A 17555-nucleotide genomic window follows, 5' to 3' on the forward strand; every position below is an offset into this window, starting at 1 on the left:
TTTCTTAACTTTAAATTTATTACTCAAAGCTATATTGATTAGAAATGATGAAAAATGAACTAGATTAATAAATTAAGTTAAAGTAGATTAACTTGTAGCGGCTATTTCATTACGAATTTTACTCAAAAACTCTTTACTAATACCTAAGTAAGAAGCAATTAAGTATTGTGGGAAACGTTGCTCTAAGTTGCTGTACATGCTTCTAAATTTAAGATAGCGCTGTTTGGCAGGAAGACTCAAATTAGTCACAATTCTTTTTTGAGTAAAGATTAAGTTTCGAAGTATAATAATCCTAAAAAAACGTTCAAGTTTTGGTATTTTAGCAAATAATAATTCTAAATCTGGTCTGATTATTTGGATTAAAGAAGTTTTCTCTAGGGATTGGATATAAAAATCTGAAGGAGAACCTTCAGTAAAACTCCCCAAGTCACTTATCCACCAATCTTCTATAGCTAACATTAGTACATGTTCTCTACCATCAGGGTCTAGAGAGAATGATTTAACACTGCCGTTTAATATAAAGCTGAGGAATTTGGAAACATCTCCACTTTGAACAATATATTGTCCTTTTAGATAATGTTTTATATTGAATTTAGATAGGATTAATTTTTTTTCAACATTTGATAGCTGAATATAATTTTCTATATAATTTATAAGCTTTTGATGCATTACTATTTAAACTTCAAAAGATGTTTTAGAACCTCTTCTTTAATTTCATCAAATTTAGTCTGAATTAACCAATGACCAGCATCTAGTTTTACAAATTTATAATAGGCTTTCATATATTGATGATTATACTCAATTGCAGTTTCACCGATAGCCATATCTTTTTCTCCCCATATAAATAGCGTAGGGACATTAATATCACCGATGCTATGTTTTAAAAACACTTTGTAATTTGCTCTATAATAATTTATAGCAGCAGTTAGTGATCTTTTATTTTTAAATATAGATAAGTAATTATCAATTTCTTCTTGACTACTATTCTTCCATAGTTTTTTAAATACTTCAAAATCATTTTTTCTAATACGTATTTCTGGTAAAAATAGTATTTGAAAATTTCTAATGTATTGACTTTTTTTAATCTGATCTTTATCTGAGGTTATAGCTTTTGCAAATGCAGATATATGAGGTACCGAAAGCGCAGACCAACTTAGAATCTTTTCTGAATGTTCATGCACTAAATACCAACCAATTGCAGCTCCCCAATCATGACCAACTAAGTGAAACTTTTCTTTTCCTAATTTTTTAGTAAGGTCTAATATATCAGTACTTAGTTTATCTATTGAATAATGTTTTTTACCTCTTGGAATAGCGCCCTTACTATATCCTCTCATATTCGGAGCAACACAGTAATAACCTTTAGGAGAAATTTTTTTCATAAGATTGATCCACATAAAAGAAGTTTCAGGGAATCCATGTAAGAAAACCACTAATTGATCTTCTTTATTTCCGGAAACTTTACAGTCAAAGATTAGGTTGTTAATATGAATTTTTTCTTCTTTTATCATTCAAAGATTACTTTTTCCTTCATATCAAACCATTCTTTGTAATAAGGTTGGTGTATTTTTTCTATGGCATTTCGCTTTACTTTTAAAGTAGGTGTTGTTAAACCGTTATCAACATTCCAGTCTTCTTTCATAATCACCACTTTCTCTACTTTTTCATGTTTCTCGAAAAAGGGATTTATTTCATTAACCGTTTCAATCAATCCATCCGATAAGTCTTCCTTAGATTTTGCTTTACCTAATTCTGACAAAGTGACTAAAGCAATCGGTTGTGGAATACCTGCGCCCACAATACAAATTTGCTCTACATCGGTATTTTTAGCCATTTTCAGCTCAATAGGAGCAGGAGAAATGTATTTGCCTTTATCTGTTTTAAATTGATCTTTTACACGTCCCGTAATTGTTAAATAACCATCATGATCATATTCACCAATATCTCCAGTTCTTAAATAACCATCTTCTGTAAAGACACCTGCTGTTAGTTTTGGTTCTTTATAGTAACCTTTCATTAAACAGTTATTCTTAATTAGAACTTCACCTTGAGCGGATAATTTTGCACTAGCGCTATCGTATGGTTTACCAACGGTACCAATTTTGCTGATGGCCGGTGGACTTCCATGAGAGATAACACAATCTTCGGTCATTCCATAAACTTCAACTATTTTAATACCAATTCTTTTATACCATTTTATAAGGCTTACAGAAATTGGTGCTGCTGAAGAAACAATTACTTTAGCATTTTTTAACCCTAGTTTTTGTTTGAGTTTCTTTTTAAGAATAGAATTTATAAGGGGAATAGCTAATATTATATTTAATTTTTTTTGAGGAATGGTTTCAAGAATTTTTTCTTGAAATTTTGTCCATATTCTAGGTACTGCAAAGAAAATATATGGTTGTGTTCTTTCTAAATCTAAAGCAAATGTATCTAATGACTCTGCAAAAGAAGTATTTGATCCGGTGATTAATCCGACCGTTGCACCCATTCGTTCAGCTACATGGGCTAAAGGTAAATACGAGAATAAATTTAGATGATTTGGTATTGCAAAGGTTCTAATTAAGGTTTTAGAACTCTCTATGAGGTTGCCAACTGTATGCATCACACCTTTTGGGTTTCCCGTAGTGCCAGAAGTATATATAATAGTATATAAATCATCTTTGCTTGGTAGAGAGATTTCTTTTATTTCTTCTTGTGTTTTGATGATATCTTCCCAAAGTTGACCAACTGATTCACCGTAAAGACCTGTACTAATTTTATGAATATCTGGAACACCAGACTCCTGCGAAGTAAAGTCATCAAGCTTACCAACAATAATTGCTTTAGCTTCGCTATGGGTAAGCACTTGATGAATAGAATCAGCATTTAAAGTAGGGTAAATGGGTATAGATACATGCCCGGCCATCATAATAGCTAAGTCACTCATAATCCAATGCGCACAGTTTTTTGACAGCAATGCTATATGAGACCCACGAGGTAAATCATATTTACTAATTGCAGCAGCTATTTTACGTGCTTGCGAACCGGCTTCTTTAAATGTATATTGAATATTCTTACCATTTACTGGTTGATTTAAATATGCACGATCTGGCATTTCTTTTTCCCAATGCAAAAAGGCTTCTAGAGGAGAGTTGAATTCCATGATTTTACTTATCTTTATATTTATCAAACCAGGCTAAAATACTGGCAATCTTAGCTATTAAATTACTTGGCTTATTTGCAATACCATGTGAGGCTCCAGGAATACGAACCATAGCCGTTTCTACCTTCTGTAACTTTAGAGCGGTATAGAATTGCTCTGACTCTGCAATAGGAGTTCTATAGTCTTCTTCACCAGTAAGTAACATGGTTGGTGTTTTAATATTACCAACATATGATAAAGGCGAACGTTTTAAATAGTTAGATGGATCTTCCCAAGGTTTGTTAGGAAACCAATATTTATAAAAGAAATTCGGATTATCGGCATATAACACAAAACTATACCAATTGATAACGGGCTTTGCAACTACTGCAGCTTTAAAGCGATTGGTTTTACCCACAATCCAAGCAGTTAATACACCGCCACCACTACCGCCGGTAACAAATAAATTGTCTTTATGGATGAACCCTTTAGCAATAACTGCATCTACACCAGACATTAAATCATCATAGTCATGATTAGGATAATCGTGATGAATGAGGTTACCAAACTCTTCACCATAACCTGTACTTCCTCGTGGATTTGTATATAGCACCACATAACCAGCAGCTGCAAAAGCTTGCACTTCTGCCGAAAAAACAGAGCCATAGCTAGCAAATGGGCCACCATGAATTTCTAATATGAAAGGATATTTTTTTGAAGGGTCAAAATTTGGAGGTGTAACCAACCACCCTTGAATATCACGGTTGTCATAGGATGATTTCCACCAAAGCTCCTCTACATTACCAATATTTCTAAATGAAAATAAATCTTCGTTTAAACTAGTAATCTTATTATTCACACCTTTAAAGGTTGTTCCTAAATCAGCAGGATGCTTAGTTGTTCCTAAGGTATATGCTAGTTTATTATTTGTAGAAACTGTATAAGTAGCTGCATTATATGGCCTTCCTAAAGATAGCCCTCCAAGATTATCTGTAACAGTTGTTACTTTCCCGTTAAGGTTGCTAGTACCGATTTTAGTTTTTCCTTTATCATCATATTGAAAATAGATGCTTTTACCATCGCCTCCCCACTGTATATTTTGTACCGACCTATCAAAGTTTTTAGAAATCAATTTTGAATTTGTACCATCAGAATTCATTACATATAAGTTGTTTATCTGATAACCTTGATGCTTATCATCAAAACCGATATATGCAATCTTAGAACCATTTGGTGAAAGTGATAGATTAGTATCAGGGCCATATCTATTTGTTAGTTCTTTTACCTTTCCATCGCTAATAGTTAGCCGATAAACTTCACTATTGAGTGGCTCAAATAAATTATTTTGATGAAGATTAGCAGAAAAATAAAGAGACTTACCATCTTTAGACCATGTAGGTGTTCCATGATGATTGTCTGAAAAAGTAAGCTGTTTAGGCGTTCCACCATCTAATGTAAGAGTGTATAATTGGTTATAACCATCTTTTAAATAACCTTGACCATCAAATCGATACACTAATTTATCTATGTATATAGGAGGTTTATTCCACTTAGCACCTTCTGGTTTAGTTGGTAATTTGACTATTGAATTGTTTTTCTTTTGAGTAAACATAGTAAATGCTAATTGTTTACCATCTTTAGACCAAGAAACCCCACTAGGTGAAAATTTTGTATTTGTTAATGCTACTTTTTCTTTGGTATCTAACCATAGTAAATAGAGCTTCGTTTTTTTATCTTGAGCATTCGATTTGTAAATGATCTTTTTACCATCTGGTGACCATCTTGGATATGAGTCGTTTTGATTTCCTGTTGTTAAAGGGCGATTATTGGTACCATCAAAATTTACCATCCAGAGGTTAGACAGGTTTTTATCTGTCATTACATCTTTAAAATTTCTAACATATATGATCTTAGATCCATTTGGAGAAATTTGAGGATCAGAAACATACTCTAGATTAAAAATATCTAAAAGTTCAAGATTGGTTTTTGTTTGACCGTAGCTGATAAAAAAAGCTAAGACTAAAAAAAGAAATATTAATTTTTTCATATTAAAATTGGTCCAAAAGGTTATAATTATTTGAGATAGTCAAATTACAAATAATATTAAAACTGAAAATAAATAAACTGTTCACCACTTCCTTGAGCAATAGCTATTAAGAAAAATAGAACCGCCCAAACAACACCTAATATCCAAGGTTTTGTCTTAAGAGAAACTTCTTTCATATTTGTATTACGCATAATCCAATGACAGATAAAAAGTAAACCTATTACTACAAATACTTTTATGATATCAAAACTTTGTAATATTTTTTCTCCATCGGGGTTTAGAAAAAACATAGAGGTAATCATGTTTTTGGCAGTAGAAAATTCTCTTGCCCTAAAAAAGACCCAAGTAAAATTTACTAGTGTAAAAGTTAAGAAAGCGAGGAATATGCCATTAAAGGCATTAATCTTAATTTTCACTTTATTGCGCAATATTCGTTCAATAATTAAATAAATACCGTGTAAAGCACCCCATACGACAAAAGTCCAAGCTGCTCCATGCCACAGCCCTCCTAAAAGCATCGTTAATGACAAGGCAACATATAATCGGGTTATACCATGCTTATTACCACCTAATGGGATATATAGATAATCTCTTAGCCAACTTGATAATGAGATATGCCAGCGTTTCCAAAGATCAGAAAATCCGATAGCTGCGTATGGATATCTAAAGTTATCTGGTAGTATAATGCCTAGCATTAAAGCAATACCAATCGCACAAGTAGAATAGCCTGCGAAATCAAAAAATATTTGCCCTGAAAATGCCAATGTCCCTGTCCAAGCATCTAGACTATTTAATATTTCTTTAGAACCAAATACTTCATCTGAAGTTCCGGCTAATAAAGTATCGGCTAATACAACTTTTTGAAATAATCCAATAGTTAATAAGAACAATCCCCAAAAAAACTGATTTGTGGTTGCTTTTTTCTCTTCGTAGAATTGAGTAATTAAATCTTTAGCTCTTACTATAGGGCCAGCCACTAATTGTGGGAAAAAGGTTACATATAAAGCAAAATCTAAAAATGTTCTGGCAGGTTGTATTCTTCTGTTATACATATCTATAGTATAAGACATCGTCTGAAAGGTGTAGAATGATATACCCATTGGCAAAATAATATCCATAGGTTGAGCTTGAAAATCAATGCCAAAAAGATTCGTTATTTTGATAAAATTATCTAATAAAAAATCTCCATACTTAAAGAATGCTAAAAAACCAAGATTGACAGTCATGCTTAAAAGTAACCAACCTTTGCGCTTACGTTCATTTTCTTCTACAGCTAGTTTATTGCCAGCTGTCCAGTCTACAATTGTTGATATCCATAATAAAATCACCAAAGGCGGATTCCACATGGCATAGAAGAGATAGCTTGCTAATAAAAGCAAACGCTTTTTTCCTGTCCAACCAAACAACCTAGAATAATATAATGCAAGTACAATTATTAAGAATACTACAAAACTGAGCGAATTAAATAACATAATTAGTTGTTTTTAAATTTAGTAATTACGTCATCTTTAATCATAATTTTTGCTAGCTCTGTAGTAAAAAATTGTGCATCTTTTTTAGATAAGTGAGACCATTCTGGGCACTTAAGATCTTTAAATTGGTCATAATCTTCAAAATGATAGGCTTTAACATTTGCTCGTTTTACCAATTCACCCCAAAATTTTGTTCTTGGTAAGCCTTGATTTTCTCCTATTCTAATTCCACCGCTCGAAGGAAGTCTTACCAATATGAGGTTTCCTCCTCGTTTTTTAAATTTTTCTAAATCTTTTAAAAAAAAGGCTGTAGTAGATTTTTTATCTGGTGGTGGAGCTCCGGCACCAAAAAATTTCCAGACCTTAATAACAGTACTAGCGAATGCGGTATCTGAAGCAGTTCTATCGGTCATAGTCATATTTCTTTCAGAATCTACATCACCAAAAAAATAAAACGGAGGCATTCTAGGCTTACCTGTTCTATTTCCAATCTTAATTTTTCTTAATAATGATTTTAGATCAATATCATCTGCCCATTCTTCTTCGTCTGCAGACATTAAAACTAAATTCTTCTGCAGAGGTATTGATAATTGATGATTTAAGCGTTGAGCATAGGTTCTATCTTTATAAAAATCAACTTTTGATTGAACTCTTTTCCAAGGAAAAGCTTCTGGAAATGTGGTTGAAAAGAATAATCCAGGAGTAACACCAAGGATAACAGTTCCATTAAAATCAGTATTATTAACAATATCATGAAATGAAGGGAGTGGAGATGAACCTGTTGAAGATAATTGCAAGGGTTTTTTTCCGGTAACTTTTTCCCATTCATTTATTTGAATATCATAGTAAGCTCTAGAAGAGCCTAATATAATGACATTATCTTTGGTTAAATCATCAACTTTGGCTCTATGTACAGCCCAAAGTGCTTTATCATCATTTAAAGTAGGAAAATATCCTTTTGAACGCCAAAAGAATTCCCACGCAGTAAGCCCAATCACACTTAATGTAAGTGCAATAATGAATGAAGTTTTAAGTTGCATAAGTTAGTTGTAGAGTATATTTGAAAAAAATCCTGCTAAGTTTAAATTTAACAGGACTTTTAAAATTATTATTTTGCAGGTGTGTAAGAAAGGTCAGGTCTTATATTGCCCAATACTTGATCATATTTAGACGTTAGTTTAATTACATTAAAGAATACAGCTTTGCGTTCATCTCCTAATAATTTATCATTTTCCATTCCATTTTTTGCAGTCTCAGCTTGATTCTCACCTGAAATAGAAACCATATAATAACTTTCTGGGCTACCAAAACCACTTCTATATACTGTGTAAGCAGCTTTAGAACCTTTATTTTTGAACATTTCTTTGACAGCCTTCATAGCTTCTTTCATTTTTTTTCCATTTTTAGGAGGATAATATAAAAAATGATACTCTCTAAAGTTTTTACCGTCATTAGAAACACCTTCTGGCCAGTAAGATAATTCTGGTACCATATGTATAACAGAGTTACTATGCGAATCATAACATTCGTCATATTTTTGCCATAAATTGCTCATAACTTCTTTACTTTCTTTTTCAGCTAATACAGACATGGGATTCTTATCAAGGTCAGCCATACTTTTGATAGGCGATACATGTACATATCGACCATCTTCAATAGATATTGAAGTCCATGGAGCTTTGATATTATGCTTTTTGCATAACTCTAAAAGTTCTTTAGCCGTTGCTTCATATTGTGGCATCATTGCAAAATTTACATTGTCTTGATGTACAACAAACATAGTTGGTTGATCATCTTGGGCCCAAGAATTAATTGGTAAAAGACATAGTGATAATATTAGTAAACTTAAGGTTTTAAAAATTTTCATAATAAATGATTTTAATTAGTTGTTTTGTTTAAAAAGGAACAAGGGTTTTAATACTTCTAAATTTAATCGAAGTTGGAGGTCGTAAGTGTTAAAATTAAGGCAAGTAAGTATGGCAAGATTAAAGGGAAACATCTTGATATTTAGTTTAGTTGGTTGATTATAAAGATACTACTTTATTTCAAACTTGGGTAATAAAAAAGCCTAGCAAATTATTTACTAGGCTTTTAAACTATTATACCTTTAGAATTATTTTCCTTTAAGTTTGATTTTAATTACACCTCCGGCGCCTCTAGAACCATATAGACTTGTGTTACCTCTCTCTATAGAAACATGCTTAATATCGGATGGAGCTATGGCATTAACATTATTGACTTGAGTTCCATTCACAATAAAAATTGGAGACATTCGACCACCACTTACCGACATTCCTGCTCCTTTTATAAATATATTTTCGCCAATAACTTCAACATTTTGAAATTTTGACCTGAAGAGCTGTATAATATCTGTATAACTTGAGTAATCAGGGCCATCGTTAAAGCTATTAACACCATAACCAAGATCTGAAAATTCTTTTTTAGAGATAATTACACTTTCTTTTGGGAAAATAAAATTTATTTTATCCTGCCCAGTATATTCTATATCAATCAGACCATGCTTCGAAGAAAAAGCTGTAACAAGTTTGTTTTTAGCTGATAATGAAATTTTATAAATCCCTTTTTTATCCGTTTTCACTTTAGTCTTTAAAGAATCTACAAATATTCGCACTCCTTTTATGGGGTTATTATCATAATCGGTTATTATACCCGTCAGTTCTTTTTTTGGTGATTTTTTTTGAGCTTTTGAAGTTACTGGGGCAGATAAGATAAAAACAAAAACTAGTAGAATAATTCTTTTCATGATTTAAATTTTGTGTTTGAATATTTTCTATCAAATTTAACAAAAATTATACCAAAAAATATACTTTATATTCTTTTTTAAAAAAGGATAGTTTATGTGCTAATTACAAATTAAAACAACTACTTTTGCACCTTCAAAATCAAGAGGATGGAATCTATCAGAAATATAGCAATAATAGCTCACGTAGATCATGGTAAAACTACCTTGGTTGATAAAATTATTGATCAGGCTAAGATTTTAGATGATCGTAAAGAACGAAAAGATTTGTTACTTGATAATAATGACTTAGAACGTGAACGTGGTATTACTATTCTATCAAAGAACGTATCAGTAAACTATAAAGGAGTTAAGATTAATGTTATTGACACTCCTGGTCATGCTGATTTTGGCGGAGAGGTAGAGCGAGTTCTTAAAATGGCTGATGGTGTTCTATTGTTAGTAGACGCATTCGAAGGTCCAATGCCGCAAACTCGATTTGTATTAGGTAAAGCACTTGAACTGGGTTTAACACCAATTGTTGTAGTCAATAAAGTTGATAAAGAGAATTGTACACCAGATATAGTGCATGAAAAAGTGTTTGATCTAATGTTCGCTTTAGATGCTACAGAGGAACAATTGGACTTTGTAACTATTTATGGTTCTGCAAAGAATGGTTGGATGAGCACAGATTGGCAGCAACCCACTACAGATATTATACCATTATTAGATGCCGTTGTAGAATCTATTCCAGAAGCTCCATATAGAGAAGGTAATCCCCAAATGCAAATCACTTCATTAGATTTTTCATCATTTACTGGAAGAATAGCTATTGGTAGGGTATATAGAGGTAATTTAGAAGAAGGTAAAGATTATATGCTTTGCAAAAGAAATGGCGTCACTAAAAAAGTAAGAATTAAAGAATTACATGTTTTTGAAGGAATGGGTAAAGCTAAAACTCCTAAGGTACGTAGTGGTGATATTTGCGCAATAACCGGTGTTGAAGGATTTGATATTGGTGATACAATTGCTGATCTTGAAAACCCAGAACCTTTGCCTCGTATTAAAGTTGATCAGCCTACAATGAGTATGCTGTTCACCATTAATAATTCTCCATTTTTTGGTAAAGAAGGTAAGTTTGTTACTTCTCGCCATTTAAGAGACCGTTTATATAAGGAAACTGAAAAGAATTTGGCGCTACGTGTAGAAGATACTGATACAGAAGATAAGTTCAATGTGTTTGGTAGAGGTATTTTACATTTATCAGTTTTAATTGAAACCATGCGTAGAGAAGGGTACGAGTTGCAAGTTGGGCGCCCTCAAGTAATTCTCAAAGAAATTGATGGAGTTAAAAGTGAACCTTACGAAACGTTGGTTATTGATGTTCCAGAAGAATTAGCGAGTAAAGCTATCAATTTGGTAACACTCAGAAAAGGTGATTTAATGGTTATGGAACCTAAAGGTGATTTGCAACACTTAGAATTTGATATTCCTTCTAGAGGATTGATAGGCTTAAGAAATAAGATTTTAACAGCTACACAAGGTGAAGCTATTATTAATCATCGCTTGCGTGGATATGATGCCTACAAAGGAGAATTTAGTGACATGGTGAATGGTGCTATTGTAAGTTCTGAAGCTGGTAAAGCAACTGCTTATGCAATTGACCGTCTACAAGATAGAGGTAAGTTTTTTATTGACCCTAACGAAGAGATTTATAAGGGACAAGTAGTTGGTGAAAATTCTCGACAAGAGGATATGGGCGTAAACTTGATTAAAGGTAAAAAGTTGACAAACGTACGTAGTTCTGGAGCTGATGATGCTGCAAAAATCTTTCCGAAAATAGATTTTTCTTTAGAAGAATGTATGGAATACATTAAAGAAGATGAATATTTAGAAGTAACTCCGCAAAATCTACGTATGCGAAAGATAGATTTTAGGTAATTTTTTGTTAAATTATTATTTCTATATATAGAAAATAGATAAAATTGTAAATTGCGCAAAATTTTAAAAGATTTATGAAGTTTAAGAATTTAATTATAATTTTTGGTTTATTACTAACCATTATTGCTTGCAGCAGTGATGATGACGGTGATAGTTTTGATGCTGCTACTCAAGCATTAATTGATGATTCAACACTTATTGAATATCTAAAAACGCATCATTATATTCCGCCTACTGGTAATAATATATTCGGTGTTATTGATACTATTACAACTGGAGAGAATGTTACTTCATTATTTTCTGAACCTAATTTAATAGTACAAGAAATTGTCGAGAATGATATAAATTATAAGCTATATTACTTACAAGAAAACGAAGGAGCTAATAATAATCCTACAAAAGGAGATTCGGTACTCGTAAATTATAGCGGATTTACATTAGATAGTGTAAAATTTGATGAGCGATTGAGTTATACCTGGTTATCGTTACCGAATGTTATTAGAGGTTGGCAGTTTGGGTTTGAAAATTTCAAAGACGGTAATAATACATCCCAATCTGGGGAACCACTATCTTTTGATAATACAGGAAAAGGTGTTTTATTTATCCCTTCTGGATTGGCATATGCGAATGTAGGTACTATAGGAATACCAGCTAATGCTCCTATTTTGTTTTTTATCAATCTTGCTTTGGTCGAGATAGCAGATCATGATAATGATAAAATTCTATCTATTAATGAAGATGTTGATGGTGATACTAATTTAAATAATGATGATACTGATAATGATAACATACCAAATTATCAAGATATAGATGATGATGGTGATGGTATCTTAACTAGGGATGAAAATCCAGATCCTAATGGAGATGGCAACCCAAATGATGCTAAAGATACAGATGGAGATGGTACTCCAGATTACCTAGACCCGGATACAAATTAAAAAAAATAAAAAGGCTTCGAAAAATCGAAGCCTTTTTATTTTAAGAAAGAATTATATTATTTAATCTCTTTCATTAAATCTATATGACAAACCAAATATAATTTGATTTGGCCTATTATCTACATTAATATTTGTACCAACAAATTGTCCATCAATATCATTAGAAAAACCTTTTTCCCATCGTACATCAACTCCTAATCTGCCAAGATCTAATCCAGCACCAAGTTGTAAACCGGCAGTAAAATCTTTTGTTTTAATGTTTTGAAACTCACTCTGATTAAAATCAGATTTAGTAATATATTGAAATGAAGGTCCACCAAATATATGCAATGGTCCAATTATTTTTGTACCTATTAATACAGGAACATCAACTTTCTTTGTTTTAAGGTCCGTATTAACGTTATCGGGCGAACTAGCATACGAATTATTTAATTGCGTGTAAACTAATTCTGGTCTAATATATAAGCCTAATAAGTTGAATTTTGCCCAAAGCCCAACATGGAAACCAGCTTTATCATCGGCTCCAATAATTGCGTTTTGAAAACTGTTACTTATACCTGATGGTATTTCAGAGAGGTCGCCCCCAAAATTGTAGTTCAAACCAGCTTTAGCTCCGAAGTCTACTTTTTGTGCAAATGAAAAATTGAATAAGGTAAGTGTTAGTATTGTTAAAAATACTTTGTACATGATAAATGATTTTTTGTTAATTCATTTACAAACGCAAAAGTGATGCCAATATTCTAACCAGAATGTTAATTGTCAAATATTATTTCCTAGAAATAACCTTTTCAACTGCTTGCACAATGGCTTTTGCGTTTAAACCATACTTTTCCATTAGTTGTTCTGGCGTTCCTGATTCTCCAAAAGTATCATTAGTAGCAATAAATTCTTGTGGAGTAGGATTATTCTTTGCTAAAGTTCTTGCTACACTTTCACCTAAACCACCGTAATAATTATGCTCTTCTGCGGTTACGACACAACCTGTTTTCGCAACTGATTTTAAGATAGCTTCTTCATCTAATGGCTTGATTGTATGAATATTTATTACCTCCGCGGAAATACCTTTTTCTTCTAACTGTTCAGAAGCCTGTAATGCTTCCCAAACTAAATGACCAGTAGCGACAACGGTTACATCTGAACCCTCCGTAAGCTGAACAGCTCTACCAATTTCAAATTTTTGATCTGGATTAGTAAATACTGGTACTTTTGGTCTGCCAAAACGAAGATAAACAGGGCCTTCATGGTCAGCTATAGCTATGGTGGCTGCTTTAGTTTGATAATAGTCACAGGTATTTATAACAGTCATTCCTGGTAACATTTTCATTAAACCAATATCTTCTAGAATTTGATGCGTAGCTCCATCTTCACCTAAAGTTAAACCAGCATGAGATGCGCATATTTTTACATTCTTATCAGAATAAGCTATAGATTGTCGAATCTGATCATACACTCTACCCGTAGAAAAGTTAGCGAACGTACCTGTAAACGGAATTTTACCGCCAATTGTTAATCCGGCTGCAATACCCATCATATTAGCTTCTGCAATGCCAACTTGAAAAAAACGATCTGGGTTTTCATCAATAAAATCTTGCATTTTTAGTGAACCCACTAGATCCGCACATAAGGCGACAACATTTGGATTTGTTCTTCCTAATTCTGTTAATCCATCTCCAAAACCAGAGCGGGTATCTTTCTTTTCGGTAAAAGTGTATTTTTTCATTTGTGTTGTTTCAATAATGAGCAAAAATAAATATTGAAATAATTTATTTTCTAAAATTTCATAATTTCTTTATAGAACTTATGAACAGGAAATCCCATTACATTAAAGTAACTACCTTTTAACTTTTCAACCGCAATAAAGCCTAACCATTCTTGTATTCCATAAGCACCAGCTTTATCATAAGGTTTATAGTTTTCAATATAAAAATTGATCTCTTCAATTGATAATTCTTTAAAATATACTTCCGTAGTGTCGCTAAAGGTTTTTCGTTTATCTATTGAAGTTAATGAGATTGAAGAAATAACCTCATGCACTTGACCCGAAAGTTCTTTTAACATATTAACAGCATCCTTTTCATCCTTAGGTTTGCCTAATACTTTTCCGCGAAAGCGTACAATAGTGTCAGCTGTAATTAATAGATCATTTTTAGCTAACTCTTCTGCAAAAGCTGAAGCCTTTAACTCAGCTAAATAGTTGGTGATTTCACTACCATGTAAATACTTTGGATAGATTTCTTCAATATCCTTGGTTTTAATAGTAAAGTCGAGGTCTAGATCTTTTAAGAATTGTTGCCTTCTAGGGGAACCAGAAGCAAGAATAATGTTATATTTTTCTAATTTATCTTTCAGCATAATGTATGGAAATTGAAATTACTACGATTGATATGATCCCCAGGAGCATAATAAGTTTTAACAGGCGACTTAAAAATCTATAATCCGACTTCTTTTTTGCATATAATAATTTACTCATAAAATAGAGAAAAGGAAGCATCACAACAATAAGCATGTATGCAAGTACTATCGGTAGTCTAGAAAAATTATCAAACGAATAAAGCGTGACAAGAATAAGCGGAATAAATGAAATACCGAATAAGATATTACGCGTTCTTTTTCTTCCAAATAATATTGGTAATGTTTTCATTTTTAATATAATATCTCCATTTACATCTTCAATATCTTTAATAATCTCTCTTAAGAAATTAAACATGAATGAAAATATGGCATAATCAACTAAAGTATAGAACCCATGATATTGACGAACACCGTTTTCTTCCGTTATAGCAGGAATAATATCGAAGAAACCGACTATAAGAATACTCAATGAAATAAGTATAGAAACCACTAAATTACCAATCAACGGTTTCTTTTTTAAATATGAAGAATACCATTTAAGCAACAAAGCTGTGAGTACAAAAATACCAACGAAAGATGAATTACCGATTTTAATAGAAATATAAAGACCGAGAGCAAATCCTAAAATATTTAATATAATATAGCAGTGGTTTGCACTTTTCTTTTGCTTAGGATTAGTAATTAATAGTTTTGTAGGTTTATTAATTATGTCAGCCTTTATATCGTAGATGTCATTAATAATGTTTCCGGCAGCAGCAATAGATATTGTTGCAATTACTAGTAAGTAAAAATGAAGATTGTCAAGAGTAATGTCTATAGCAAAAGTAGGGAAGTAGACATATCTAAAAAGCAACTGTATAAGAGCAATCATTACTAAGTTTTTCCACCTTATAAGTTGAAAAAATGATTTCAAGCTCATGAAAAATTCTTTTTTATACGATCTAAATCACGCTTGTTATCTCTATCTTTTAATGTGTTACGCTTGTCATGTAATTTTTTCCCTTTACAAAGTGCAATTTCTAGTTTGGCCCAACCTTTATCTGTCAAAAACAGACGCAACGGAATAATTGTTAAACCTACATTTTGAATTTCCTTTCGCAATTTTTTTAGTTCGCGCTTATTTAATAGCAATTTACGCTCACTTTTAGGTTTGTGGTTATAGACATTGCCATTAATATATTCTTCGATGAACATGTTAATAGCAAATAGTTCACCTTTATCATTAAACTCGCAGAAACTTTCAGTAATTCGAGCTTTACTAGCTCTAACCGATTTTATTTCGGTACCAGTTAGCACAATACCAGCCACATATTTATCGAGTATTTCATATTCAAAACGTGCTTTTTTATTTTGTATATTAATTTTTGGCTGCATAAGCGCAAAACTAAATAAATTTAGTAGTAAATCATCAATCTTCTTTATGTTTGTATTATAAATTACTTTAAAATGGATTGGATTTTTGAACCCTGGACTTGGTATTTTTCAGGTAGCATGATCGCTCTTGTCATGTTTTTATTATTAATGATGAACAGAAGCTTCGGTATGTCCGCCAACCTAAGAACTTTATGTACTATTTGTGGAGCTGATAAAAGAGCTGATTTTTTTAAGTTTGATTGGAAAGCACAGCGATGGAACTTAACAGTTTTAATAGGAACAATTATTGGTGGTTATATTGCTGCAAATTATATGACTGAAGATGCTACTGTTCTAATTAACCCTGCAACAATAGAAAATTTGAATAAGTTAGGCTTTGTAAGTGCTGGATCTACCTACTTACCAACCGAATTATTTGCAAACAATATCTTTACTAATATTAAGAGTTTAACTCTTCTAGCTTTAGGTGGACTATTAGTAGGCTTTGGCACTCGATATGCTGGTGGTTGTACTTCAGGTCATGCAATTTCAGGTCTAAGTGATCTACAATTACCATCGCTTATAGCTGTAATTGGCTTTTTTATAGGAGGCTTATTTATGATACATATCCTTTTTCCATTAATATTTTAAAATATGAGAACAATAGTATATTTATTAATAGGAATTGTTTTTGGAATTACATTGATAAAATCTGAAGCTGCATCTTGGTTTCGTATTTATGAGATGTTTCGCTTTGAATCATTTCATATGTACGGTATTATTGGCGTAGCAGTTGTGGTGGGAATTATTATAGTTCAACTTATTAAAAGGCTTAAGTTAAAATCTTTTTATGGTCAAGAAATAGTATTTAACAATAAAGAAGTTAGTATTCTTAGATATTTATTTGGCGGAATTATTTTTGGTTTAGGTTGGGCTTTGGCAGGAGCATGCCCAGGACCTATGTTTACTTTACTAGGAGCAGGTTATTTGCCTATTTTTTTTGTAATAATTTTCGCGATTGTTGGAACCTTTATCTATGGCATTTTAAAGAATAAGCTTCCTCATTAATCCTTAGTTTTAAGTACTAAATCTGATTTTTTATCTCCTTCAATGGTAACAATAAATAAACTGGCATTATCATTATCTTCCATTTGTTGGTATTTATCCTCTCCGATAAGTTTATTTGCAAAGAATGGTATTGTATTACTATGACCAACTACCAAAACCGTTTTTCCTTTAGTTTCTTCAAAGAATTTTTCAAAATCTATTTTAAAAGGATGATAAATATTCATTTCTAACCCTAATTTTTCAGTCGTAGGCTTTGCTGTTTGCATCGTGCGATTATATTCAGTAGAGTAGATAGCGTCAATTCCATAATCAGCTAAGAGCTCACTCCATTTTAAAGCTCTTTGTTGTCCTTTTTCGTTTAGATCGGGATTTTTGTTTTCAGCATCAGAACGATCTTTTTCTGCATGACGAATTAAAAAATAGGTAGATTTTTTAACTTCTTGTGCTATTCCTATAAAAGAAATAAGTGTTAAAATGATTAGGATAGAAAGCTTTTTCATGTTGAAAAATTTGATCAAAA

General features: G+C 32.0%; 18 protein-coding genes. 4 read left to right on the forward strand and 14 right to left on the reverse strand.

The features are described from left to right. Positions 1–87: 87 nt before the first annotated feature. The 8 genes from AC1EUV_RS05010 to AC1EUV_RS05045 all read right to left on the reverse strand — a co-directional run bounded on the left by AC1EUV_RS05010 (position 88) and on the right by AC1EUV_RS05045 (position 9407). Positions 88–669 carry a Crp/Fnr family transcriptional regulator gene (locus AC1EUV_RS05010; protein WP_480197586.1) on the reverse strand — a complete coding sequence of 194 codons (582 nt, stop codon included), beginning with the start codon at positions 667–669 and terminating at the stop codon, positions 88–90. Between the two features lie 2 nt (positions 670–671). Then, a complete protein-coding gene (locus AC1EUV_RS05015) occupies positions 672–1511 on the reverse strand; it encodes an alpha/beta hydrolase (RefSeq protein WP_480197587.1) in 840 nt (279 codons plus the stop codon). Continuing rightward, positions 1508–3145 (reverse strand): AMP-binding protein, encoded by a 1638-nt coding sequence (locus tag AC1EUV_RS05020; RefSeq protein WP_480197588.1) that lies wholly within the window; start codon positions 3143–3145, stop codon positions 1508–1510. The genes AC1EUV_RS05015 and AC1EUV_RS05020 overlap by 4 nt, the downstream gene beginning before the upstream one ends. Positions 3146–3149: 4 nt before the next feature. Beyond that, entirely contained in the window at positions 3150–5171 is a 2022-nt protein-coding gene (locus AC1EUV_RS05025) for a S9 family peptidase (RefSeq protein WP_480197589.1), read from the reverse strand. 56 nt (positions 5172–5227) lie between these two features. After that, on the reverse strand, positions 5228–6643 hold the full coding sequence (locus tag AC1EUV_RS05030; protein ID WP_480197590.1) for an MBOAT family O-acyltransferase: 1416 nt from the start codon (positions 6641–6643) through the stop codon (positions 5228–5230). A gap of 2 nt (positions 6644–6645) precedes the next feature. After that, a complete protein-coding gene (locus AC1EUV_RS05035) occupies positions 6646–7683 on the reverse strand; it encodes a hypothetical protein (protein WP_480197591.1) in 1038 nt (345 codons plus the stop codon). 68 nt (positions 7684–7751) lie between these two features. Further along, positions 7752–8510, reverse strand: coding sequence for a hypothetical protein (locus AC1EUV_RS05040; RefSeq protein WP_480197592.1), 759 nt, complete (start codon positions 8508–8510; stop codon positions 7752–7754). A 246-nt stretch (positions 8511–8756) separates the two neighbouring features. Beyond that, positions 8757–9407: a hypothetical protein gene (locus AC1EUV_RS05045; RefSeq protein ID WP_480197593.1), complete on the reverse strand. Its 651-nt coding sequence runs from the start codon at positions 9405–9407 to the stop codon at positions 8757–8759. A gap of 147 nt (positions 9408–9554) precedes the next feature. Between AC1EUV_RS05045 and typA the strand changes: the two genes are divergently transcribed. Continuing rightward, a complete protein-coding gene (gene typA, locus AC1EUV_RS05050; protein WP_480197594.1) occupies positions 9555–11324 on the forward strand; it encodes a translational GTPase TypA in 1770 nt (589 codons plus the stop codon). A gap of 74 nt (positions 11325–11398) precedes the next feature. Continuing rightward, positions 11399–12262 carry an FKBP-type peptidyl-prolyl cis-trans isomerase gene (locus AC1EUV_RS05055; protein ID WP_480197595.1) on the forward strand — a complete coding sequence of 288 codons (864 nt, stop codon included), beginning with the start codon at positions 11399–11401 and terminating at the stop codon, positions 12260–12262. Between the two features lie 60 nt (positions 12263–12322). Here the strand turns inward: AC1EUV_RS05055 and AC1EUV_RS05060 are convergent, their stop codons facing one another. From AC1EUV_RS05060 to smpB, 5 genes are all read right to left on the reverse strand, one after another. Beyond that, positions 12323–12949: an outer membrane beta-barrel protein gene (locus AC1EUV_RS05060; protein WP_480197596.1), complete on the reverse strand. Its 627-nt coding sequence runs from the start codon at positions 12947–12949 to the stop codon at positions 12323–12325. A gap of 79 nt (positions 12950–13028) precedes the next feature. Continuing rightward, positions 13029–13982, reverse strand: a complete 954-nt coding sequence (locus tag AC1EUV_RS05065) for a transketolase family protein (protein ID WP_480197597.1) — start codon at positions 13980–13982, stop codon at positions 13029–13031. Positions 13983–14032: 50 nt separating this feature from the next. Further along, positions 14033–14614, reverse strand: coding sequence for a Maf-like protein (locus AC1EUV_RS05070; RefSeq protein WP_480197598.1), 582 nt, complete (start codon positions 14612–14614; stop codon positions 14033–14035). Beyond that, entirely contained in the window at positions 14601–15533 is a 933-nt protein-coding gene (locus tag AC1EUV_RS05075) for a geranylgeranylglycerol-phosphate geranylgeranyltransferase (protein WP_480197599.1), read from the reverse strand. Before AC1EUV_RS05075 ends, AC1EUV_RS05070 begins: the two co-directional genes overlap by 14 nt. Next, positions 15530–15988 (reverse strand): SsrA-binding protein SmpB, encoded by a 459-nt coding sequence (gene smpB / locus AC1EUV_RS05080; RefSeq protein ID WP_480197600.1) that lies wholly within the window; start codon positions 15986–15988, stop codon positions 15530–15532. The genes AC1EUV_RS05075 and smpB overlap by 4 nt, the downstream gene beginning before the upstream one ends. 72 nt (positions 15989–16060) lie before the next feature. On the opposite strand from smpB, the gene AC1EUV_RS05085 reads away from it, so the two are divergent. Together AC1EUV_RS05085 and AC1EUV_RS05090 are read left to right on the forward strand one after the other, a co-directional pair. Further along, the gene (locus AC1EUV_RS05085; protein WP_480197601.1) at positions 16061–16618 is read left to right on the forward strand and encodes a YeeE/YedE family protein; all 558 of its coding nucleotides are present in this window, start codon (positions 16061–16063) and stop codon (positions 16616–16618) included. Between the two features lie 3 nt (positions 16619–16621). Beyond that, positions 16622–17035: a DUF6691 family protein gene (locus tag AC1EUV_RS05090; protein WP_480197602.1), complete on the forward strand. Its 414-nt coding sequence runs from the start codon at positions 16622–16624 to the stop codon at positions 17033–17035. On the opposite strand, the gene AC1EUV_RS05095 is transcribed toward AC1EUV_RS05090, so the two are convergent. Continuing rightward, a complete protein-coding gene (locus AC1EUV_RS05095; RefSeq protein WP_480197603.1) occupies positions 17032–17535 on the reverse strand; it encodes a SixA phosphatase family protein in 504 nt (167 codons plus the stop codon). The genes AC1EUV_RS05090 and AC1EUV_RS05095 overlap by 4 nt on opposite strands. Between the last annotated feature and the right edge of the window lie 20 nt (positions 17536–17555).

The sequence above is a fragment of the Maritimimonas sp. 2304DJ26-3 genome (genome assembly GCF_056591635.1).